At 67.2% G+C, this 20,086-nt stretch carries 23 protein-coding genes and 1 pseudogene; 11 read left to right on the top strand and 13 right to left on the bottom strand.

The features are described from left to right. Positions 1 to 76 precede the first annotated feature (76 nt). From MXD64_RS01295 to MXD64_RS01280, 4 genes are all read right to left on the bottom strand, one after another. On the bottom strand, positions 77 to 1,414 hold the full coding sequence (locus MXD64_RS01295; RefSeq protein ID WP_017887604.1) for an ABC transporter substrate-binding protein: 1,338 nt from the start codon (positions 1,412 to 1,414) through the stop codon (positions 77 to 79). A 64-nt stretch (positions 1,415 to 1,478) separates the two neighbouring features. Further along, the gene (locus MXD64_RS01290; RefSeq protein ID WP_235517738.1) at positions 1,479 to 2,429 is read right to left on the bottom strand and encodes a carbohydrate ABC transporter permease; all 951 of its coding nucleotides are present in this window, start codon (positions 2,427 to 2,429) and stop codon (positions 1,479 to 1,481) included. After that, positions 2,426 to 3,340: a carbohydrate ABC transporter permease gene (locus tag MXD64_RS01285; RefSeq protein ID WP_017887606.1), complete on the bottom strand. Its 915-nt coding sequence runs from the start codon at positions 3,338 to 3,340 to the stop codon at positions 2,426 to 2,428. The genes MXD64_RS01290 and MXD64_RS01285 overlap by 4 nt, the downstream gene beginning before the upstream one ends. Beyond that, positions 3,337 to 5,370 (bottom strand): beta-galactosidase, encoded by a 2,034-nt coding sequence (locus MXD64_RS01280; protein WP_263137005.1) that lies wholly within the window; start codon positions 5,368 to 5,370, stop codon positions 3,337 to 3,339. Before MXD64_RS01280 ends, MXD64_RS01285 begins: the two co-directional genes overlap by 4 nt. A gap of 213 nt (positions 5,371 to 5,583) precedes the next feature. Here MXD64_RS01280 and MXD64_RS01275 point away from each other — a divergent pair, with 213 nt between their 5' ends. Next, a complete protein-coding gene (locus tag MXD64_RS01275; RefSeq protein ID WP_017887608.1) occupies positions 5,584 to 6,606 on the top strand; it encodes a LacI family DNA-binding transcriptional regulator in 1,023 nt (340 codons plus the stop codon). Between the two features lie 85 nt (positions 6,607 to 6,691). Here MXD64_RS01275 and MXD64_RS01270 read toward each other — a convergent pair whose 3' ends face one another. Together MXD64_RS01270 and MXD64_RS01265 are read right to left on the bottom strand one after the other, a co-directional pair. Next, positions 6,692 to 7,048 carry a VOC family protein gene (locus MXD64_RS01270; protein WP_263137004.1) on the bottom strand — a complete coding sequence of 119 codons (357 nt, stop codon included), beginning with the start codon at positions 7,046 to 7,048 and terminating at the stop codon, positions 6,692 to 6,694. An 85-nt stretch (positions 7,049 to 7,133) separates the two neighbouring features. Further along, on the bottom strand, positions 7,134 to 7,748 hold the full coding sequence (locus MXD64_RS01265) for a GNAT family N-acetyltransferase (protein WP_017887610.1): 615 nt from the start codon (positions 7,746 to 7,748) through the stop codon (positions 7,134 to 7,136). A gap of 232 nt (positions 7,749 to 7,980) precedes the next feature. On the opposite strand from MXD64_RS01265, the gene MXD64_RS01260 reads away from it, so the two are divergent. Then, positions 7,981 to 8,442, top strand: coding sequence for a DUF4383 domain-containing protein (locus MXD64_RS01260; protein ID WP_017887611.1), 462 nt, complete (start codon positions 7,981 to 7,983; stop codon positions 8,440 to 8,442). Positions 8,443 to 8,565: 123 nt separating this feature from the next. Here MXD64_RS01260 and MXD64_RS01255 read toward each other — a convergent pair whose 3' ends face one another. Further along, on the bottom strand, positions 8,566 to 8,832 hold the full coding sequence (locus tag MXD64_RS01255; RefSeq protein ID WP_263137003.1) for an OBAP family protein: 267 nt from the start codon (positions 8,830 to 8,832) through the stop codon (positions 8,566 to 8,568). 139 nt (positions 8,833 to 8,971) lie between these two features. Between MXD64_RS01255 and MXD64_RS01250 the strand changes: the two genes are divergently transcribed. The 3 genes and pseudogenes from MXD64_RS01250 (at position 8,972) to MXD64_RS01240 (ending at position 10,749) form a co-directional block, all read left to right on the top strand. Further along, complete coding sequence (locus tag MXD64_RS01250) at positions 8,972 to 9,490, top strand: hypothetical protein (RefSeq protein ID WP_194589834.1); 519 nt, start codon at positions 8,972 to 8,974, stop codon at positions 9,488 to 9,490. Between the two features lie 3 nt (positions 9,491 to 9,493). Next, the gene (locus MXD64_RS01245) at positions 9,494 to 9,892 is read left to right on the top strand and encodes a hypothetical protein (protein ID WP_056073315.1); all 399 of its coding nucleotides are present in this window, start codon (positions 9,494 to 9,496) and stop codon (positions 9,890 to 9,892) included. Positions 9,893 to 9,927: 35 nt separating this feature from the next. Beyond that, positions 9,928 to 10,749 (top strand): annotated as a pseudogene (locus MXD64_RS01240) (aldo/keto reductase). An 82-nt stretch (positions 10,750 to 10,831) separates the two neighbouring features. On the opposite strand, the gene MXD64_RS01235 reads toward MXD64_RS01240, so the two are convergent. Next, on the bottom strand, positions 10,832 to 10,975 hold the full coding sequence (locus MXD64_RS01235) for a hypothetical protein (RefSeq protein ID WP_156155401.1): 144 nt from the start codon (positions 10,973 to 10,975) through the stop codon (positions 10,832 to 10,834). Positions 10,976 to 11,218: 243 nt separating this feature from the next. On the opposite strand from MXD64_RS01235, the gene MXD64_RS01230 reads away from it, so the two are divergent. Both MXD64_RS01230 and MXD64_RS01225 read left to right on the top strand, forming a co-directional pair. Continuing rightward, entirely contained in the window at positions 11,219 to 12,310 is a 1,092-nt protein-coding gene (locus MXD64_RS01230; RefSeq protein ID WP_042540972.1) for a hypothetical protein, read from the top strand. Between the two features lie 240 nt (positions 12,311 to 12,550). After that, positions 12,551 to 13,273 (top strand): hypothetical protein, encoded by a 723-nt coding sequence (locus MXD64_RS01225; RefSeq protein ID WP_156155400.1) that lies wholly within the window; start codon positions 12,551 to 12,553, stop codon positions 13,271 to 13,273. Between the two features lie 868 nt (positions 13,274 to 14,141). Here the strand turns inward: MXD64_RS01225 and MXD64_RS01220 are convergent. From MXD64_RS01220 to MXD64_RS01210, 3 genes are all read right to left on the bottom strand, one after another. Further along, positions 14,142 to 14,468, bottom strand: a complete 327-nt coding sequence (locus tag MXD64_RS01220) for a putative quinol monooxygenase (RefSeq protein WP_052481941.1) — start codon at positions 14,466 to 14,468, stop codon at positions 14,142 to 14,144. A 129-nt stretch (positions 14,469 to 14,597) separates the two neighbouring features. Continuing rightward, positions 14,598 to 15,290, bottom strand: a complete 693-nt coding sequence (locus MXD64_RS01215) for an SDR family NAD(P)-dependent oxidoreductase (protein ID WP_042540966.1) — start codon at positions 15,288 to 15,290, stop codon at positions 14,598 to 14,600. A gap of 12 nt (positions 15,291 to 15,302) precedes the next feature. After that, complete coding sequence (locus tag MXD64_RS01210) at positions 15,303 to 15,626, bottom strand: putative quinol monooxygenase (RefSeq protein ID WP_042540964.1); 324 nt, start codon at positions 15,624 to 15,626, stop codon at positions 15,303 to 15,305. A gap of 18 nt (positions 15,627 to 15,644) precedes the next feature. On the opposite strand from MXD64_RS01210, the gene MXD64_RS01205 reads away from it, so the two are divergent. Beyond that, positions 15,645 to 16,586, top strand: coding sequence for a helix-turn-helix transcriptional regulator (locus tag MXD64_RS01205; protein WP_197068683.1), 942 nt, complete (start codon positions 15,645 to 15,647; stop codon positions 16,584 to 16,586). A gap of 646 nt (positions 16,587 to 17,232) precedes the next feature. After that, complete coding sequence (locus MXD64_RS01200; RefSeq protein ID WP_140448621.1) at positions 17,233 to 17,655, top strand: hypothetical protein; 423 nt, start codon at positions 17,233 to 17,235, stop codon at positions 17,653 to 17,655. Between the two features lie 51 nt (positions 17,656 to 17,706). On the opposite strand, the gene MXD64_RS01195 is transcribed toward MXD64_RS01200, so the two are convergent. Both MXD64_RS01195 and MXD64_RS01190 read right to left on the bottom strand, forming a co-directional pair. After that, positions 17,707 to 18,009, bottom strand: a complete 303-nt coding sequence (locus MXD64_RS01195) for a transcriptional regulator (RefSeq protein WP_042540960.1) — start codon at positions 18,007 to 18,009, stop codon at positions 17,707 to 17,709. Next, positions 18,006 to 18,449, bottom strand: coding sequence for a hypothetical protein (locus MXD64_RS01190; protein ID WP_156155399.1), 444 nt, complete (start codon positions 18,447 to 18,449; stop codon positions 18,006 to 18,008). The genes MXD64_RS01195 and MXD64_RS01190 overlap by 4 nt, the downstream gene beginning before the upstream one ends. 119 nt (positions 18,450 to 18,568) lie before the next feature. Here MXD64_RS01190 and MXD64_RS01185 point away from each other — a divergent pair, with 119 nt between their 5' ends. Both MXD64_RS01185 and MXD64_RS01180 read left to right on the top strand, forming a co-directional pair. Next, on the top strand, positions 18,569 to 19,021 hold the full coding sequence (locus MXD64_RS01185) for an NUDIX domain-containing protein (RefSeq protein ID WP_042540956.1): 453 nt from the start codon (positions 18,569 to 18,571) through the stop codon (positions 19,019 to 19,021). 76 nt (positions 19,022 to 19,097) lie between these two features. Beyond that, the gene (locus MXD64_RS01180; RefSeq protein ID WP_042540954.1) at positions 19,098 to 19,487 is read left to right on the top strand and encodes a hypothetical protein; all 390 of its coding nucleotides are present in this window, start codon (positions 19,098 to 19,100) and stop codon (positions 19,485 to 19,487) included. The last annotated feature ends 599 nt before the right edge of the window (positions 19,488 to 20,086 follow it).

Raw genomic sequence — 20,086 nt, 5'->3', positions numbered from 1 at the left:
GAGGCCCGTGGCGATCCCGCCACGGGCCTCCTGTCCGCTGTCAGCGCGTGGACCGCGCGACGTCAGCCGCCGTGCGTCAGCCCTTGACCGGGATCGACTGCGCCTTGAGTGCCGCGATGGTCTTGGACTGCCCGGACTCGAGCGCCTCGCTCAGCGTGCCCGAGCCGGACGCGGCCTGCCCGAAGCCGTCGGAGACGTCCGAGTAGGTCTGCGTCATCGTCGGACCCCAGGTGAAGGGCTGGATGTCCTTCGCAGCGGTGGCGAACTCCTCGTAGATCTTCTGGCCACCGTAGAAGTCGAGCCCCTGGGTCAGGGCCGGCAGCTCGGCGCCGGTGGTCGAGGCCGGGTACAGGTTGGCCTCCTTGTTCAGTGCGGAGAGCGCCTCGGTCGAGGTGTTCAGCCAGACCAGGAACTTCGATGCCTCGGCCGGGTGCTTGCTGCCCGCGAAGACGACGTTCGACGAACCGCCCCAGGCGGCCGACTTGGTCTCGCCGGACTTCCACTGCGGCATCGGGGCGACGGCCCACTTGCCCGAGGTCGACGGGGCACCGCTCGAGATGGTGTTCGCACCCCAGACCGCGGAGACCCAGGTCCAGTCCTTGCCGCTGTCGTAGGCGTTGTTCCACTGGTCGGTGAAGCTCGGCAGGGTGTTCACGAGCTTCTTGTCGATCAGGTCCTGCCAGTAGTCGGCGACCTTCTTCGACGCGGCGTCGTCCAGGTTGACCTTCCAGTCCTGGCCCGAGTTCTCGAACCACTGGCCACCGGCCTGCGAGACGAGCCCGGCGAACTGGTTGACGTCACCCTTGGCGAAGTTGGTGATGTTGCCGCCGAGCTTCTTGATCTTCACGGCGTCCTCGGCGTACTCCTCCCACGTCTTCGGGGCGTCGAGGCCGGCCTTCTCGAACAGGTCCTTGCGGTAGTACAGCGCCATCGGACCGGAGTCCTGCGGCACGGCGTAGACCGACTTCCCCTCGCCGAAGGTGACCTGGTTCCACAGGCCGTCGGAGAAGTCCTTCTTCGCGTCGCTGATGCCGGAGCACGCGCCGATGTCCTCCAGGCCGCCCTGCACGCGGAACGCCGGCAGGGTGTCGTACTCGACCTGCCCGATGTCCGGCGCCTGCTTGGCCTTCAGCTGGTTGAAGAAGTTCTGGTAGGTGCCGCTGTTGCCGTTCGCGACGATCGAGACCTTGACCTGGATGTCCGGGTTGGCCTTGTTCCAGATCGCGACGACCTTGTCCATGTTCGGCACCCAGGTCGTGAAGTCGAGGGTGACCTTGCCGCCCGAGGGCTTGCAGCTGGCGGCCGCGGTGCCGGACCCGCCGCCGTTGCTGCTGCCGCCGGTGCTGCAGCCGGCGAGGGCCACGGTGGCGGCCACGGCGATCGCGGCGACGCTGAGGAACTTCGTTGTCTTCATGCTGTTTCCGTTCGGATGTGGTGTGGGGAGAGCTGGTGCGGGAAGGGGTGCGGGTCGGGGGGGGCTACTTCAGGCCGCCGGAGCCCAGGCCGGAGCGCCAGAAGCGCTGCAGGCTCAGGAAGGCGACGAGCAGCGGGATGATCGAGACGAACGACCCGATGAGCACGAGGGTGCGCAGGTCCGGGTACTGGTTCACGCTCGAGTTCCACGTGTAGAGACCGAGGGTGACGGGGAACAGCGACGAGTCGCGGAGCATCACGAGCGGCAGGAAGAAGTTGTTCCAGACGGCGACGAACTGGAACAGGAAGATCGTCACGAGCGCGGGCGACATGAGCCGCACGGCCACGGTGAAGAACGTGCGGACCTCGCCGGAACCGTCGATGCGGGCGGCCTCGATGATCTCGTCGGGCACGCTCGACGCCGCGAACAACCGTGACAGGTAGACGCCGAACGGGCTGACGATGCTCGGCAGGAACACCGACCAGAACGTGTCGGTCAGGTCGACCTGGCTGAAGATGAGGAACAGCGGCAGGGCCAGGGCGGTCGCCGGCACGAGCACGCCGCCGAGGAACACGTTGAACAGGACCTCGCGGCCACGGAACCGGTACTTCGCCAGGGCGTACCCGCACATCGCGGAGAGCACGGTGCCGAGCAGCCCGGCGACCCCGGCGTAGGCGATGCTGTTCAGCAGCCAGCGCAGGTAGATGCCGTCCTGCCGCGTGAACAGCTCGACGAGGTTGCCGAAGAAGTCCTGCACCGAGGTGGCGCTGAACCACAGCGAGAACGTCGAGTTGAAGTTCGCGGCGGTCTTGGTGGACGAGACCAGCAGCCAGAAGATCGGCAGCAGGAAGTAGAGGGTGAAGACCCCCATCACGATCATCGCGGCGCTGCGCGAGATGACGCTCTCACGGGGACCGCGCGCTCCGCGCTGGCGCGGACGGGAGGCCCGGTTCGGCTCGAGCGGTCGGCCGACGTCGCGGACGAGGTCACCTGGGGACGGGGCGTTGACGGTCACTGGGCGGCCTTCCGCTGGGTCAGTCGGAGGAACCCGATCGACAGGACGAACGTGGCGACGGCGAGGACGACCGAGAACGCCGCGGCGAGGTTGAAGTTCGGCACCGAGGACGTCGAGTAGACGAGCATGTTCGGCGTGAACGTCGACGAGATGGTCGAGGTGAACTGCCGGAAGACGGTCGGCTCGGTCAGCAGCTGCAGGGTGCCGATGACGGAGAACACCGCGGTGAGGACGATCGCCGGCACCACGAGCGGGATCTTGATCGACAGGGCGATCCGGAGCTGGGACGCACCGTCGAGCTTCGCCGCCTCGTACACCTCGGCGGGGATCGCGAGGAGCGACGAGTAGATGATGAGCATGTTGTAGCCGACGTAGACCCAGGTCACGACGTTGGCGACCGCCCACAGCACGGTGCTGCCGCCGAGCAGGTCGACCCGCGAGGTCACCGCGGAGAACGGCGACAGGTCGGGGGCGTAGAGGTAGCCCCACATGATCGCGGCGATGACGCCGGGCACCGCGTACGGCGCGAAGAACGCCAGGCGGAAGAACCGCTTGCCGCGCAGCAGCGGGGAGTCGAGCAGCAGGGCGAACAGGAGCGCGAGCCCGAGCATCACCGGGACCTGCACGACACCGAACAGCAGCACGCGGAGCACCGAGCTCCAGAACTCGCCGTCCTGGAACACCAGGGCGTACTGGCTCAGGCCGCCGAAGACCTGCGTCGGGGCGCCGAACGTGCCCTGCCGCTCGATCTTCTGCAGCGACTCCCACACGGCGTAGAGGATGGGGACCAGGTAGAACGCCGTGAACAGGACGGCGAACGGCAGGACGAAGATCGCGATCGCGCGGCGGTAGCGGAACCCGCCGCCCCGGCGTCGTCGGGTCGCGCTGGGCGACTGTGCGGTGGTGGTCATGAGCGGTTCCTGTCGGTGCGGATGATCTGGGTCCCGCCTGGGGCGATGGCGGTGGTGCCGGTGACGGGGCGGTCGGCGACGAGTTCGTGGCCGGCCTCGTGGTGCTCGACGGTGCGGTCGGAGTGGTTCAGCAGGAAGACCCACTCGTGGGTGTCGTCGCGGCGACGGACGACCTCGAGCCCTGGGCGGACGGCGGGGTCGGCGTGCACCCCGGCCTCGTCGAGCACGCGGTGGACGAACCCGCCCAGCGCTGCGGTGTCGAGGACCGTGGACGTGTACCAGGCGGTGCCGGCGCCGTGCTCGTTGCGGGTCACGGCGGGGCGTCCGGCGAGGGAGCCCTCGGCGTAGTCGACGACGCTCGTCGCGCCGCGCAGCTCGACCGGCTCGGACCAGACGCTGCCGGTCGTGCCGTCGGACAGCGCGATCGTGGCGTCGGCGGCGAGCGGGAGGAACTCGTCCACCCGCACGCCGAGCAGGTCGCGGAAGGCGCCCGGGTAACCGCCGGTGCGGACCCGGTCGCGCTCGTCGACGATGCCGCTGAAGCAGCTGACGACGGCGTGCCCGCCGGCGGCGACGTGGTCGGCGATGACGGCCGCGTGCTCGTCGCGCACCAGGTAGAGCTCGGGGACGACGACGAGCGCGTACCCGTCGAGGGGTGCTCCGGGGGCGACGACGTCGACGGTCACGCCGAGGTCCCACAGCGCGGAGTGGAACGCGTGGACCTGCTCCAGGTAGCGGAGCGCGGCGCTGGGGTGGGCCTCCAGGTCGGCGGCCCACTGGTTCTCCCAGCTGAAGACGAGCGCCACGTCGGCGACCACGCGTGAGCCCCGCAGTTCGCCGAGCCGCTCGACCAGGGCGCCGAGCGCGACCACGTCGTGCCACGTCGTCGACTCGGTGCCGGCGTGCGGCAGCAGCGCCGAGTGGAACTTCTCGCTGCCCTGCACGGATGCGCGCCACTGGAAGAAGCAGACCCCGTCGGCGCCGCGGGCGATGTGCGCCGCGGTGTTCCGGAGCATCTCGCCCGGGGCCTTCGCGACGTTGTGCGGCTGCCAGTTGACGGCACCCGTCGAGTGCTCCATGAGCAGCCAGGGGGCACCGCCGGCCAGGCCACGGGTGGTGTCGGCGGCGAAGGCGAGCTCGACGTGCGGCCGGGGCAGGCGGTGGTCCAGGTAGTGGTCGTTCGCGATGACGTCCATGTCGCCGGCCCACGACCAGTAGTCGAGCGCCGTGATGTGCGCGGCGACCATGAAGTTCGTCGTGACGGGCTTGTCGCTCAGCTCGCGCAGGACGGCGGCCTCGGCGCGGTGGTGGCCGAGGAGCTCGTCGGACGAGAACCGGTCGAAGTCGATGGTCTGTGCCGGGTTCGTGAACGACAGCGTCGCGCGGGGCGGCAGCACCTGCTCCCACGCCGAGTAGCGCTGGCTCCAGAACGAGGTGCCCCAGGCGGCGTTCAGCGCGTCGACCGTGCCGTACCGGGCCTGCAGCCAGCCGCGGAACGCCTGGGCGGAGACGTCGCAGTAGCAGTGCGCGTTGTGGCAGCCGAGCTCGTTCGACACGTGCCAGAGCCGCACGGCGGGGTGGTCGCCGTAGCGCTCGGCGGTGGCGCGGACCAGGGCGAGGGCGTGCTCGCGGTAGACCGGGGAGCTCGGGCAGAACGCCTGGCGGCCACCGGGCCAGCGGGTGGTGCCGTCGGCGACGACGGGCAGGACCTCGGGGTGGCGGGTGGTGAGCCACGGCGGCGTTGAGGCGGTGCCTGTGCCCAGGTCGACCCCGATGCCCGCGCCGTGCAGCAGTTCGATGACGGTGTCGAGCGCGGCGAAGTCGTACTCACCCTGCCGGGGTTCGACGTGCGACCAGCCGAAGACGTTGATCGCGACGAGGTTCACGCCGGCCTCGCGCATGAGCCGGACGTCCTCGACCCACACCTCGGGGTCCCACTGCTCGGGGTTGTAGTCGCACCCGAACGCGAGGCCCGTCGAGCCGAGGCCGAGCGCGCCGGTGGCGGTCGTCGGCAGGGTGGTGGTCGTCACGGGGATCCTCGCTGATCGGGGCGACCCGCCGCCTCGGCCGCGTGCGACCCCTTCGACGGCGAAGGCCACCCAGTGTTCTGGGAGCGCTCCCAGGCCGCACCGGGGATCAGGGCCGGAGGTTTCTGGGAGCGCTCCCAGATCAAACACCAGCGGCTGCACCCTGTCAACTGCGAGGCGTTCCGAGGGCTCCTCAGCGGCGGATATGGTTGCCCCATGTCCGAGGTCCGATCCGCTCGTCAGCGCGCCACGATCCAGGACGTCGCGGACGAAGCGGGGATGTCCCGCGGCACCGTCTCACGGGTGCTCAACGACGAGCCGTACGTGTCACCGAAGGCGCGCGAGGCCGTGCAGGACGCCGTCCGACGTGTCGGCTACGTGCGCAGTGCCGCCGCCCGCAGCTTGGTCACCCGGCGTTCCGGGGCGATCGCGCTCATCGTGCACGAGCCCTCGGTCGTGGTGCTCGACGACCCCAACATCGGCAACATCCTGATCGGCACGAACGCCGTGCTGTCCGACGCCGACCAGCAGCTCGTCACGATCATGGTCGACTCCGCCCGCGACAGCGAGCGGGTGGTCGAGTACCTGCGCGGCGGCTTCGTCGACGGCGCCATCGTGCTGTCCGCCCGCGACGGCGACCCGATCACCGGGGCGATCGAGGAGATCGGCATGCCCGCGTGCTTCGTCGGGCACCCGTCCGACGCCGCGAACATCTCGTACATCGGCATCGACAACCGCGACGCCGCCGAGCAGATCACCCGACGGCTGGTCGACACCGGCCGACGACGGATCGGGATGCTCGCCTCCGGGCTCGACCGCGACTCCGGCCAGGACCGCCTGGCGGGGTTCACCGCGGCCCTCGGCGAGCGCTTCGACCCCGACCTCGTCGCCCGGAACCCCCTGTTCAGCTACACCGCCGGCGCCGAGGGCATGCGCGAGCTGCTCGAGCGGGCCCCGGACATCGACGGGGTGTTCGCCGCGTCGGACGCCGTCGCCGCAGGCGCCATGGACGTCCTGCAGCGCAGCGGCCGGAGCGTGCCGTCGGACGTCGGTGTGGTCGGGTTCGACGACAGCGCCTGGGCGCTGCGGTGCGACCCGCAGCTGTCGACGGTGCGGCAGCCGGCGCGCCTGCTCGGCGAGCAGGCGGCACACCAGGTCCTCGAGCAGATCGGCGGCACCGACGACGGCCCACGCGGTCTGCTGTTGCCGACGGAGGTCGTCTGGCGCGGGTCCGCGTAGTCGGCCACGGAACGGACGGGAGGCCCGTGGCGGCGTCGCCACGGGCCTCCCGTCCGTCCGTGGGTGCGTTCCGCACCCGGCTGGGTCAGCCCTGCGGCGGCGAGTAGAGCTGCAGGTCGTTGCCTTCGCTGTCCTTGAAGGGGATGATCTTGCCCCACGGGTGCTCGCTGATCTCGCCCTGGATGTCCGCGCCGCGCTCCTTGAGCGAGGCGACCTCGTCCTCGACGCTGCCGTCCGGCTGGAACGACACGACGGCGCCGCCGTCGCTCGCCTGGCTGGCGGACTCGCGTCCGTTCAGGCCGATCATCAGACCACCGGCGTCGATCTCGCTCCAGTCGTCGGACTGGTCCTTGACGGTGAGACCGAGCGTGTCGCGGTAGAACGCGACGGCGCGCTCCATGTCGCTGACCGGGACCCAGACTGCTGCGACTCCACTTGCCATGGTGTTTCCTCTCGTCGTGGTGTGCCGTGGACGGTAGGCAGGGCTCGTGCACGCCGGTACAGGGTCGGTGTCCCCCGGCGTCGGGTCAGCCGGCGGCCGGACGCCACATGCTGATCGGGGTCGCCGCGCGGAACCCCGCGATCGGCGCGCCGTCGGCGAACCCGTGCCGTCGGTACAGCCGGCGGTTCACCGGGGTGGACGACTCCAGGTAGGCGCCCCGGGACGACCGGTCGGCGCGTTCGAGTGCGTGCCCGAGCAGCAGGCCACCGACGCCACGACCCCGCGCGGCGGCCGACACCCCGATCTCGGTGAGGTACCAGTGCGGGGTCATCGGGCGGGCGCGCTCCATGCGGCGCAGGTGCGTCACGGCGCGGAGCGCACCGCGGATCCCGAGCGTCCGGAGGAACTCGGGCACCTGTCGAACGAAGGCGCCGAAGCCGCCGGTGTGCCGACCGGGCGCCTGCCAGAACGCGGCGCCGACCACGCGGTCACCGATCGTGGCGACGTCCACCCGACGACCGGTCGTCGGCACCGAGCGGATGAGGGCCGCGAAGAGGCGGGCCAGCACGGCGGGACGGTCCTCGCCGGATCGGGGCGGCCGGAACTCGGCGAGCACCGGGTCGTCGGCGAAGGCCTCGGCCAGGACGGCTGCGGCCGCCTCGAGTTCGGCGGGTCCTGCTGCTCGGACGACGGTCTCCATGGTGACTCCTCGGGTCGAACGACTTGGCCACTTGGCCGACTTCATCTTGGCGCGCCTTCCTGCACGCGCACCGGGCACTTCCCGAGAGGATGGAGGGCAGATCGCGGGCGCTGCCGGTGCGTGAATCGGCTATCGCAGCCTTCCGCACCCCTGACCTGCAAACCGACCGTAGAAGCGCTCCGAATGTCATGTGTGCCGCACACTGCGGCGCGTACAGAAAAGAGGGCTGATCATGACCAGCAGCGCAGCAACCGCACGCACCGGCTCCGGCTCGACGTGGACCCAGCGGGGCGCGTTCGTCTTCGGTGTCGTCTTCCTGATCGTCGGCATCGCCGGGTTCATCCCCGGACTCACCATGGACATGGGCTCGATGTCCGTGGCCGGCCACGGCTCCATGGCCCTGCTCCTGGGCCTGTTCCAGGTGTCCGTCCTGCACAACATCGTGCACCTGCTCTTCGGCATCGTCGGGCTGCTCGCCGCCCGCCGTGCAGCCTCGGCGCGCCTGTACCTCGTCGCCGGCGGCATCGTCTACGCGGTGCTCTTCGTCTACGGGCTCTTCACCGCGGGCATGGCCGGTGGCGCGAACTTCGTGCCGCTGAACAGCGCAGACAACGTGCTGCACGCCTTCCTCGCCGTCGCGATGATCGTGCTCGGTTTCGTCCTGCCGCGGATCGGCACGCGCACCGCGCGCTGAACCGCAGCACACACCGGACGGGAGGCCCGTGGCGACACTGCCACGGGCCTCCCGTCCGTCGTGTGGTCCGCAACCGACCTGCCGGGGGCTTGAAAGGTATGCCTATTCAAGCGTCGGCTGCCGTCAGGAGCGCCCGTCGTCCGCGTCGAAGAGCACGCACTGCAGCATCTCGGCGTTCACCACCTTGCAGAAGTGGTGCGCCTCCATCTGCACGTCGGGCTCGCCCTTCACGCAGTGGAACCCGACCACGTAGACGTCGAAGCCCCGCAGCGGTGCCGAGGTCTGCAGCACGGCGGCACCGCGGTCGAGCAGGGCGAGCTCGAAGCCGCCGGGCTCTCCGTGTGGGGTGACACCGGTCTTCCGGTCTTGCACGGTGGGGCTCAGGGGCATGCGGGCGTCCTTCCGTCCGTTCGAGGTGCGCGCCATGCAACCCGGAACGCCCTTGCTGGCGTCGGAGGCCAGGTAACGACTTCGCATCGAAGTTTGATGTTCTACATATTTCATTGGTTCTCCGCCAGGCTCGACGTTCATGAAGACTTCCGTCAAGAGCGCCCTCGTAGCTGCCGCCACCATCTCTCTGTTGCTCGCCAGCGGCACCGCAGCCGAAGCGACGCAACCGCGCGAGCCTCGAGCCGCGTGGGGGTACTACAACAAGGTGGTCAACAAGTCGAAGAAGTCCCACCACACCGGTTCGCAGATCCTCGCATCCTGCGGGTCCCGCACGTCCTCGATGAACTGCGGCCTCACGAAGGGCCGCGCAGCAACACGAACGATCGGTCTGGAGTTCGGTGCGACGAGGAAGTGGGCCGCGGGCAAGCTCGACTTCAGCGCTTCCCGCACACAGAGCGTCTCGGTGACCTGCAGCAGGCAGCGTGTCCCCAAGGGAAGGATGCTCGTCGCCTACCCGGTCGGGAACCGCTACAAGTACAAGATCGAGAAGCACATGACCGGCGCTGGGAAGGACTACGTCACCGGTCGTTCCGGCTGGTTGTACGCCTTCAACCCGGGCAGTGCACGCGTGACGTGCGACATCATCCGGTACCGCTGACCGATGTTCGCCCTGCGCCTGAGCATCAGAGTGACCAGCATTGCCGTCGCCGCCTTGCTGCTGGCGGGATGTTCCACAGCAGGTCACCCGGCCCACGCGGACGTCACGGTCGGGATGACGGTCACCGAAGCCGGTGCCCTCGTCCCGGACGGTGACGCGTTCGTCTGGTACGACCTGTCTCCACAGGTGCTCCATCGCCCAGCGACACTGTCTCAGGCCGACGGAGCGGACGGCGTCATCGTCGCCGTCTGCGATGGGATTGGCCACGGGGACGTCGCGGTCGGGGTTGTTCCGGAGACCGACTTCGACGGCGCAGTGAGCACCGCTGCCCGCAAGGAGGAGTACCGGCACTTCCTCCCCGAGTGCGCGCAAGCCCGAGGACACCCGCGTTCCGCACCGTGACCGTGGCTGAACCCGACCGGCGTACTGTCCGCTGCATGCCCGCACTCATCGACACGTTCACCCTGTCCAACGGTCTGCACATCCCGAAGATCGGTTTCGGCACCTGGCAGATCCCGTCCGGCTCCGACGCGTACGACGCTACGAAGACCGCCCTCGAGCTCGGCTACCGCCACATCGACACCGCCCTGGCGTACGGCAACGAGGCGAGCGTCGGCGAGGCCGTCCGCGACAGCGGCATCCCCCGCGACGGACTCTTCATCACCACGAAGCTGCCGGCCGAGATCAAGACGGCCTCGGGCGCCCGCGACGCCTTCGAGGAGTCGAGCAACAACCTCGACCTCGGACACGTCGACCTGTACCTGATCCACGCGCCGTGGCCCTAGAGCGACATGGGCTCCGACCACCGCGACGGCAACGTCGAGGTGTGGAAGGTCTTCGAGGAGCTCTACGACGCCGGCCGCACCAAGAGCATCGGTGTCTCGAACTTCGCCGTCGCCGACCTCGAGGACCTGCTCGGCCGCACGGACGTCGTCCCGCACGCCAACCAGATCCGCTGGTTCATCGGCAACACCCAGGACGAGACGACCGCCTTCGACCGCGAGCACGACATCCTGACCGAGGGCTACTCGCCGCTCGCCACCGGCGGCCTGCTCGAGAACGAGCAGATCGCCGAGATCGCGGCGAAGTACGACAAGACCGTCGCCCAGGTCGCGATCCGCTACCTGCTCGAGAAGGACGTCCTGCCGCTGCCGAAGTCCACGACCCCGTCGCGCATCGCCGAGAACGCCGACGTCGACTTCGTGCTCGCCGCCGAGGACGTGGCCGCGCTCGACGCGCTCGAGGACACCGCGAGCTGACGCGGCCCCACCCCAGACGGGAGGCGCGGTGCCAGCTGGCACCGCGCCTCCGGTCGGTACACGGCCGAGTCACGGGCGAGGCTCAGCCGCCGTGCGGACCCACGGTGATCTCGGCTACGAAGTTCCGGTCCTCGTGCTCGAGGTCGTCGTCGGGGGCGTTCATGACCGTCACGGCAATGCCCGGGGCCGAGAAGGATGCCGGCGCGCGTTCCCTGGCCTTCGTCATCCGGGGAGGCGTGTAGCGTTTGGCGCCCCTTCACCGGGCATTTTTGCGGGACAGGTATACGGCAATTCCCCTGGTCAGGCGGCAGTAGGCAGCGGAAGGCGTCGAAGGTGACAAGTGGGGTGTAGCGGTGATCCACCGGCTATCGGGACGTCGGACACGCGCTTGAGGCCCAGATTACGAGCCAGGTACCACGCCGGGGCCGGCGACCTCTTCGATGTCGTCAGTGGTCGGCACACTAGGGGCATGTACCTCGGCATCCATCCCGAAGGGGTGGCGCTCACCCCATCCCAAGCCAAACTCCTAGATGACGAGTTCTTCCTTGCGGACCCGCTTGGTCATTTCACTGGGCGAATCGAAATGCTCCTGAGCGAGGAGGTCACGAAGCCGACCAAAGAAACAAATCCCGAGTTCTTCGCGGCCCTGGGGCTGAAAGGAGTTGACGCGTTGCCCCCGTCTGCTGCGTCGCGCCGCGATGTTCAAGTAGCCGTCGACGCGCTCGTCCTTCGGCACCAGTGCGCGGAAGCCCTCGAGCGCTTCCTGTACGCCCTCACCGCAGCCGAACCTAAGAGGGGTGACGCAGCTTCGACATGGTTGGCGATAGCAGAGAGCCCGATCAAGCTGACCGACGTGGCAGCAGCGACGAAGCAAGCGTTTGACGCTGACCAGGAGCTCCTCCTCAGCTTGTTGTATCCGACAGGAACTGAGATCACGGAAGACGCTGCCGCAGCGGCATCGACTGCTCTAGCCTGGATCAATCACGCGACGCACCTGCTGCTCTACGACGAGCTCTCCATCAATGGTGCCTACAACAAACTGAAGCATGGCATCGCCGTCACGACCCGCGACGATGTTCGCGTCGAACTCATCACGACGCCGCCCGACGAGGACGGCAGCGTGCCGCTCAGCGCCTTCGGCGAGGGAAGATCCATACCGATCTTCGACCGGCCGCTGCTGACGTATCTCGCACGGCCTCGGACAGAACCAAAGCGACCCAAACAGGGTCTTGAGGCGGTCTCGCTCCGCGTCGACGTTCCGACGGTGCTCGCCGAAACGTGGATGATGGCAAACACCTACGCCGCGTTGTTCCGCGTTGCCGCTCTGAAACACTTTGGCGCGAATCTCCCGGCGGGGGTTGCGCCACCCCCGGTCCGCGTCGTAGGTCGCACTCCCGAGCGTGTGCTGCATAACAAGCCCCTCGGGTATCGAACTCCTGTCACCCTTCCTCCCGACGGAACAACGGCACCTCGTCCGCCCGGCGTGTTTTTCCACGACGCCTTCATGCCCATGCACGTCGATTTTGACAGCCAACGACCAGGGCGAGTAGTCAGCGACTGACCGGAGCCGAGGCTGACCGGGTCAGCGGGTACCCCCCCCGACCGAATGCCGGTTCTCTCCCGCAGCCATCGGACGAGCATTGCGTGCCTGATACCGGGCACCGGGACGCGATCCCGACGTGGAGCGAAGCAAGAACCACGGCTCCTGGCGAAGCTGTCCACGTGTCGGGCGGTCCCCTCGGAACGGGAACGACCTCACTCGTCCAGCCTCTGTCGGCAGGTTGAGATACCTTCACGACCCATGAGATTCTTCGTGTTCGCCGCTGCTACGCAATCACCCGCTCCCTCCGACGCAGCGTTGCTGCCGACATGGATCGGAGCAATAGCCACCGCTGTAGGTGTCGTGGTGGCCATCATCGCGATCGGCCTGACTTATCGCCAGGTACGGCTCACGGCCAAGCAGCTCCGTCATGCGTCCGTGCAAGCGGCACAAGACAGCGAGGACAGGACACGTCCGTACGTGGCGATGAACATCGTGCCGAGCATCGCGAGCAGTGGCGCGCTCGATCTGGTCATTACGAACACAGGCGCGACTGCTGCTACTAACGTTCGGTTCGAACTAGTCGACGCTCAGTTCGGATTGTCCGACGATGACACCCGCGTGGGACCAGACCTACGTGACTTCTTCAGCACTCCGTTTGAGCTTGCGCCAGGTGCCAGGATGCGTCTTTTTTGGCACCTTCCCGAAAGCACCGCGGACCATAGCGACAAGCCCGGAGCGATGGGTGCTCCAGTGACGGGTGAGCTGCGGGCGACGTACAGCCGCGACGTAGATGGTCGCCCCGGAACACAGGAGTACGTCACGAAGCATCACTACGACTTCACCCTGTGGCCGAAGATCACACCCCAAGCATGGACCGGCAAGACGAACGAGGGCTCCCCTAGCGACTCGCTGACACATTTGAAGAACATCGCCTTTGGTATTCGAGCCGTCGCACACCACCTCGGGGAAACCAACCGCTGAAGGCGTCCGCTCTGAAGAGCGATGACGAGGGTGTCGTACCCGACACGAGGGTGTCGTACTCGACGCAGGCACCAAGGTCGGCGTTGACGTGCTGCCGTGGACGTCACGCCCTCGATGTCCGGTTGGGGATCGTCAAACGAGATGGCGTCCGACCAAATGTCTCCCTCAGAACCAGCGGAGGATGAACTGCTCGAGTACGTTCCGTGCGACTCCTACCACTCCGGGGGCTGGTTCCCCAGCGTCGCGTCCGACGCTCGAGAGGAGCGCGCTCTGCGCAGCCTCGTACTCACGACGTTCGTCGTCGGTGAAAGTGTCCGGGGGTACGGTCCGACTCACACTGACGGTTTCCAGCCGACGGAAGCCGTATCGGAAGCCGACTGGCCGCGGCGCAGCCTGGATCAGCTGCAGCAGACGCGCGTGCGAGTAGTTCTCCGAGCAGCGAGCAGCGCGACCGATGAAGTCGGTGAGGCCCAGGAGCCCTGCTTCGGTCGAGAGGAGCCGGACCTGAACGAGTCGAGCGCGACTGCAAAGGTCGTACAAGACAGCTTCATCCATCGCGATCCCTCCTCAACCTGGCCGCAAGCTTGCCACGAAGGGCCATCCTGGTGATCCAAGCGAGCAGCGCTGCCCGGTAGAGGATCGGCCAGCGGACACGAGGTCGCGCTTGTTGTCTTGCAATGCACGCCGCTCGCGTACCTGGTACAACGCGGCAACGCACTCGTCGTCGGGTGTCCGTCGCGCGGGATGGTTTGGTTCAACCTCGAAGCCACGCCAGGTGGAACCACTAGGAGGGGCCCTGCTCCGCGTTGCGGGTCATGGCCCCTCCTAGTGCGAGCTGTGTCCGGGTTCTACCGACGTGGTGACAGGGCTAGGCCTCGGTGGGGTTGCGTTCGTTCGAAGCGTCGAACTTGAGCACCTCGTTACGCATGAGTGGGCTCCACTTCGTGAGGAAGGCAACGACGTCGGGGTGGGAGAAGTGCCGGTCCTGGGCCTCCTGGGACTCGAAGTGTTCGAGGATGGTCACGACCCCAGCTGCTTCGTCGTCGAGGCCGAAGGAGATGAGACGGGCCCCGGGGTTTGCCTCGCCGATCGGGTAGAGGGCTTGAGCATCGGCAAGGTAGTCCCGGACCTGCTCGGGCGGCAAGAACACTCGACCCGCGATGATGATGGTCGTAGGAGTGGAGGTGGTCGTCATCGGTGGTCTATCTCTCTGTTCGAGGGTTGATGGATCGGGCGGACGGGTCAGGGAAGCGCGATGCCACCTGATTTGTGAGTCGAGGTTCTATGGCTGGGGCGTAGTTGACAGAGCAGCACTTCGCACTCCTCACCAGGGCAAGGTGCCGTCCTTGTCGGTCGCGGTGCCGGTTGGAGCGGCTGCTCCGAGCGTTGCGATGCGAACGGCCGCGGCGGCACCGTCCTCGATGGTGCCGCCGAGCCCGCCGGTGAAGTCAGTGGCGGTCTGCCCCGGGTCGACGGCGTTGAATCGGATGCCTGGAGTTGTCCTGGCGTACTGCATCGTCAACATGGTGACGGCCGTCTTCGACGATCCGTAGGCGGCGAGCGGGTACTGCGACTCGACGCGGTCGGGGTCGCCGGTGAGCGTGAAGGACCCGAGTCCGCTGGTGACGTTGACCACCGACGGATCGGTGCCGCGTCGGAGCAGCGGGAGGAATGCGCGGGTGACCCGGACCACGCCGAACACGTTCGTCTCGTAGACCGTGCGGATCTGCTCGACGGTCATCTCCTCGGGCGGGACGACCTCGCCGAGGATGCCCGCGTTGTTCACGAGGACGTCGAGCCGCCCAGCGTGTTCTTCGAGGTGCGCGACCGCGGCAGCGACGGAACGATCGTCGGTGACGTCGAGCTGGACCACGTGTGTGCCGAGCGCCTCAGCGGCGGTACGGCCGCGATCGAGGTTCCTCGCGCCGATCCACACGTTGTGTCCTGCTGCGGTTAGTTGTCGGGCTGTCTCGAAGCCGATGCCTGTGTTGGCGCCGGTGATCAGGGTGATGGTCACGCGCGGTACGGGTCAGTTGCTCGGACGGAACGGCTGGAGCAGGGTGATGCCGTCCTCGATCGAGCCGTCGATGAGCTCCAGCATCTGCGGGACGAGTCTCTGCATCCGCGGCGCACTGAGGTGGTCGTCGAGGTGCTGTCGGCTTTGCCACCGCTCGTAGATGACGAACGCGGCTTGGTCGCCTTCTACCTGGTGTGCTTCGTAGTCGATGTTCCCCGGGTCGTTCCGGGACGGGGTGACGGCTGCGGTGATGAAGTCCCGCAGCGCGGTCTCCTTGCCCGGCTTCGCGCGGGTCTGCCAGATGACGGTGACGTATCCGTTGGGTGTTGCGGTCATGGGCTGCTTCCTTTCGTCGTGGAGGAACCAGCGTCAGTGTTGGCGGGGCGCGCAGCCAGGGAAGACCGCTGCCACCCTGGCGTGCCCGTTCCACCGGAGAATGTGTCGGTGAACGAACACCCTCTGAGCACTGATCTCGGCGAGCTGCTGCGTGCTTGGCGGGAGCGCCTGACACCTGAGGATGTCGGCCTCGAGCCGTACGGACGGCGACGCACGCCGGGCCTACGGCGTGAGGAGGTGGCCCAGCTCGCCGGCGTGAGCGTCGACTACGTCACCCGGCTGGAGCAAGGACGGTTCCGCACCCCGTCGGCGCAGGTCGTGGCAGCCCTGGCCCGTGCGCTCCAGTTGAGCCGCAGCGAGAACGACCTGCTGCACCGCGCCGCCGGGATCGCTCCCCCATCGGCGGGCACGGTTACTCGTCACGTCCCAGCAGGCGTGCAGCGCATCGTCTCGCGGCTGTCCGCGTTCCCGGTCGCCGTCTTCGCCGCGGACTGGTCGTTGCTGTACTCGACGTCGCTGTGGCAGCGCCTGTTCCACACCCCGTCCGTGCTCGCGGACCCAGACCAGAACCTCCTGGTCCAGACGTTCATCGACAACTCGATCGCGGAGATCGCGACCGCGCATGGCGGCTCTGACCGCTTCGAACGCGCACTCGTCGCCGACCTGCGTCGGTCGGTGGGGCTGCTCGACCAGGACGTCGCTCTCCACACCTTCGTGACGGATCTCCGGGCCCGTAGCCCCCGCTTCGACCGACTGTGGGGCGACGCACAGGCAGCCGCACACACCACGCTCACCAAGACCGTTCACAACCGCGTCGTCGGCGACGTAGTCCTCGACTGCGATGTCGTGGTTATACCGGACACCGACGTCAAGATCGTGCTCTACAGCACGACGAGCACGGGGCCGAACGCCGAGAAGCTCGACTTCCTCCGCGTGGCCGCCATCACCGCATTCCCCTGATCGGAGCCGACACTGTCTCGCAGCCGGCCACGGCGTCGTCTTGGAAAGAATTTTCCACGCCGACCGCTCCTCCGTGATGATCGAACGCCCCGCGAGTGCGGCAGCGCCCACTCTTCCTGCATCATCGGATCCCCTATCGGGGCAAGCGTCAGTTGGCACCATCGTTTCCCTCGGGGAACCACCAACGGGTCCCTACCGACGTGCATGGATAAGGGCCGCCCGAGCAGCGGAACCGCGGCTTGGTGTGAACCTGGAACTACGGACGACGGGCAACCGACACCATCGTGCGTGACGCCACTATGACCGATCCAACCCCAACCACGATCGCGGCCACACCCAACCACATCAGATGGTGACTCAGAATTGCGACCAGACCGAGCACGATAAGACCGATCCCACCGACGAGCTGTAGCCATGTGCTTGTCGGAAGCGAGCGCTTATCCATGCACTCGTTGTACACCTGCCTCGCCGCTCGAGCCGTCCGGTGGACGATCGCCTACCGGGCAGCCGCCCGATGCTTTACGTGCTGACAGTGGCCGAATCGTGTCTTGCCCCTCGAGGAGGGAGATCCATACGTTGTGGTTGCACCATCACGGCACCGTCGCCGACGGGGGGTCGGGTCTGGGGCTTTCACCAAGGGGATTACATGAGATTCAAGAACCGCTTCGCCCTCACAGCCGTCGCGCTCTGCACACTCGCGGCCGGGACAATTACCGCCGGACCTGCTATGGCATCCGCCGACTACGTAGCAGGTGCCGACTACGCAGCAGGTAAGTACCACTACCAGTGCATCGGCGCAGATGGCCGCGTCTGGAGCGTCGGGCCGAGGAAGTCCGTCGCCGCGACATGCAAGGGAGCCAATGCGGTCTCGCAGTACCTCGACAGTGGGCAGCATGTCTGGACCCATGCGCTCACACCGTCCGGGAAACTCGCCACCTTCAAGGGAGGTGCCGACTGCTACATCGCCGTCGGCGGGGCCGCCTTCGCCGCCCTCACCTTCGAGGACACCTGGGTCTGGTACGTAGGCACCGGCTTCGCAGCCGCGGGCCTGCATTCCTGCGCTGGCTGATTGGAGAAAGAACAAGAGGTGCCAGTAGGAACACACTGCTGGCACCTCTTCTCAGTTCTCGGCGGAGCTCAACACACGCCGAAGACGCTCAACGTGATCCGCGAACGCCTCCCGCCCCGCATCCGTCAACCCCACCCAGACACGCGACCGCCCCCGCAACGCCGACTTCCGGCTGGACACGTATCCCACATCAGCGAGCAGCTTGATCTGCTTACTCAACGACGAATCGCTGATCTCGAGACGCTCCCGGATCGTTCCGAACTCCGCCTCGTCAACTGTTGTGAGAAACGCGCAGATCGCCAACCGTCTGGGCGCATGCACCACCTCGTCAAAACCGTCAAGCGGACCGCTCATTGGCCAGCGCCCGTCACACGGCGACGACGGGCACCGTCATACGCCCGCCCGAAGATGAGTGTGACGAGCACGACCACAACGCCAGCGATCACCCCGGGCCAGGAAGAGTCGAACCGCACATCCATCATCCGGCCAACAACGCACAGCACAGCGATGGCAAGGAACCAGGGGACGATCAGCCAGCTGGTCGCACCCCCGAACACCCGCCCGATACGCAGGCCCGTCCTCTGCCCGAGAACGCCGGCCAGCACCCTGCCCGCAGCGATTACCAACACCCCCGCAAGCACCATCGCCCACGCGAACCCCGACGACACCGCTGCTACCCCGACGCCGAACAACATACCGAGCGCACCCCAATACCAAACAGGCACTCCCGGGACAGCCACCTCCCGGACCCGCTGAAGGTCGCGAAGCTGCGCCGCTGCATCCTGATTTTCCATAGTGGAAACTAAACGCCCGATCCGCTCACTTGTCAACCAGGCAACCGACCCACGACCAACATCGGCGCTGTCTCGATAGCCGATCCCTCTGCGGGAACGGCGCACGGTAGCTTCGGAGCATGCCGGCCTCTCAGTACGTTCGATTGCTGCGCGAGCGGATCGGGAGCAGCTACCTCCTCCTTCCGGGCGTGACCGCGGTCATCCGAGACGACGATCGGTTCCTGCTGGCGCGGCAGCGCGACTCCGGGCGATGGAGCCTGATAGGGGGCGGCATCGAGCCCGGCGAGGACCCCCGGGTGGCGCTGCTGCGCGAAGTGCGAGAAGAACTCGGTGTGGGCAGCGACGTCATCCGGATCATCGGGGCTTACGGCGGCGCCGCCCTCGAGAACGTCTATCCCAACGGCGACCAAGTTGGGTACGTGACGGTGGCGTACCTCTGCTCACTGCATACGTCGTCGTTCCTCCTCGACGAGGACGAAGTGCTCGAGACCCGGTGGGCGACTCTCGCCGAGCTCACCGAACTCGATCGTCACGAGTGGATCGACCAGGTGCTGACCGACGCCGCCCGGTAGTGGATCCGCTACCGCGACGGTTCTCTCACGCCTTCGACGGATCCTTCGCTGGTCTCGGTTGAGGCAGGCTGAAGGCGTGAGTCAGATCCGACGCGCCCAGGTGTTCGCGTGGGTCATGCCTTCCATCGCCCTTGTCCTCATCGCTGGCCACGCGCTGGCGTGCTTCCTGGCATACATCCACACCGCTCCAATCGATGCTGCGTACCGAGCAACCGACGAGAGTGGCCGCGGGATCCTTCGTGCGCCTCCCGCCGACGTCATGGCCGCTGATTGGATCCAGGGCATCACTTGGATCGCCTCGTTTCCGGTGGCCATCGTGGCGACGTTCCTGGCAGCGTGGGCGCTCGAGCGAGCCCGAGCTGAGGGTGCCGCGCTGGTGTTCGCGTACCTCGTGACGATCGTCGGCATCTTCGGATGCGTCGCGGGTCTCGTCGTCGCTGCATTCGGAGTGTTGGAGATTCTGTGACTCTGACTTCCGTCGACTGCGGCGCAAGCGTTCACGACGCACGCGTGAGATGTAGCCGTAGCTGCGTCCCGTGAGACGACGGCTATCGGTAGGCGCGATCATCGACGCTGGCAGCATCTTCGCGCGCCGCGATCTACCCTGTCGGCGTGGTGGCATCTCGAGATGAGTCGGCAATGAGTTGTCCGCGCCGAGCTGCGTTTCTTGCTGTAGTCGTCCTGGCCGGCGCGATCTTCGCGGTCGGAATGTTCAGCCTCGGGAAGATCAGGTACAGCTACGTAAGCTGGGAATCAGTGGCTGCCGCCTCACAGGTCGCGATCCCGTTGGGGGTCGCGGTGGCCGCTACCGTCGCACGTGTCGGAGTGATCGTGAGGAACCGCGCGGAAGACGAACTCGTGGCGCATCCGGTCCGCCGTGCATCGGTCGTTGTGGGAGTGCTGGCATTCGTCACTGCCGTTGTCGGCGGTCTGCTGTTGACGGTGGGCGGTTGGCAGCTTGTCCTGCCGGCGGCAGCCGTCTGCGGTTGCCTGGCCGCGGGATGCGCAGGTCTTGTTCTCCGACGACCAAGAGCAGACGCTCGAGACGACGAGTCAGATCACCAC

It is taken from the genome of Curtobacterium sp. Arg-1, assembly GCF_025643395.1.
Classification (GTDB): domain Bacteria; phylum Actinomycetota; class Actinomycetes; order Actinomycetales; family Microbacteriaceae; genus Curtobacterium; species Curtobacterium poinsettiae.
Note: the sequence above shows the minus strand (reverse complement) of the source record. Positions and strands in the feature narration are given on the sequence as shown.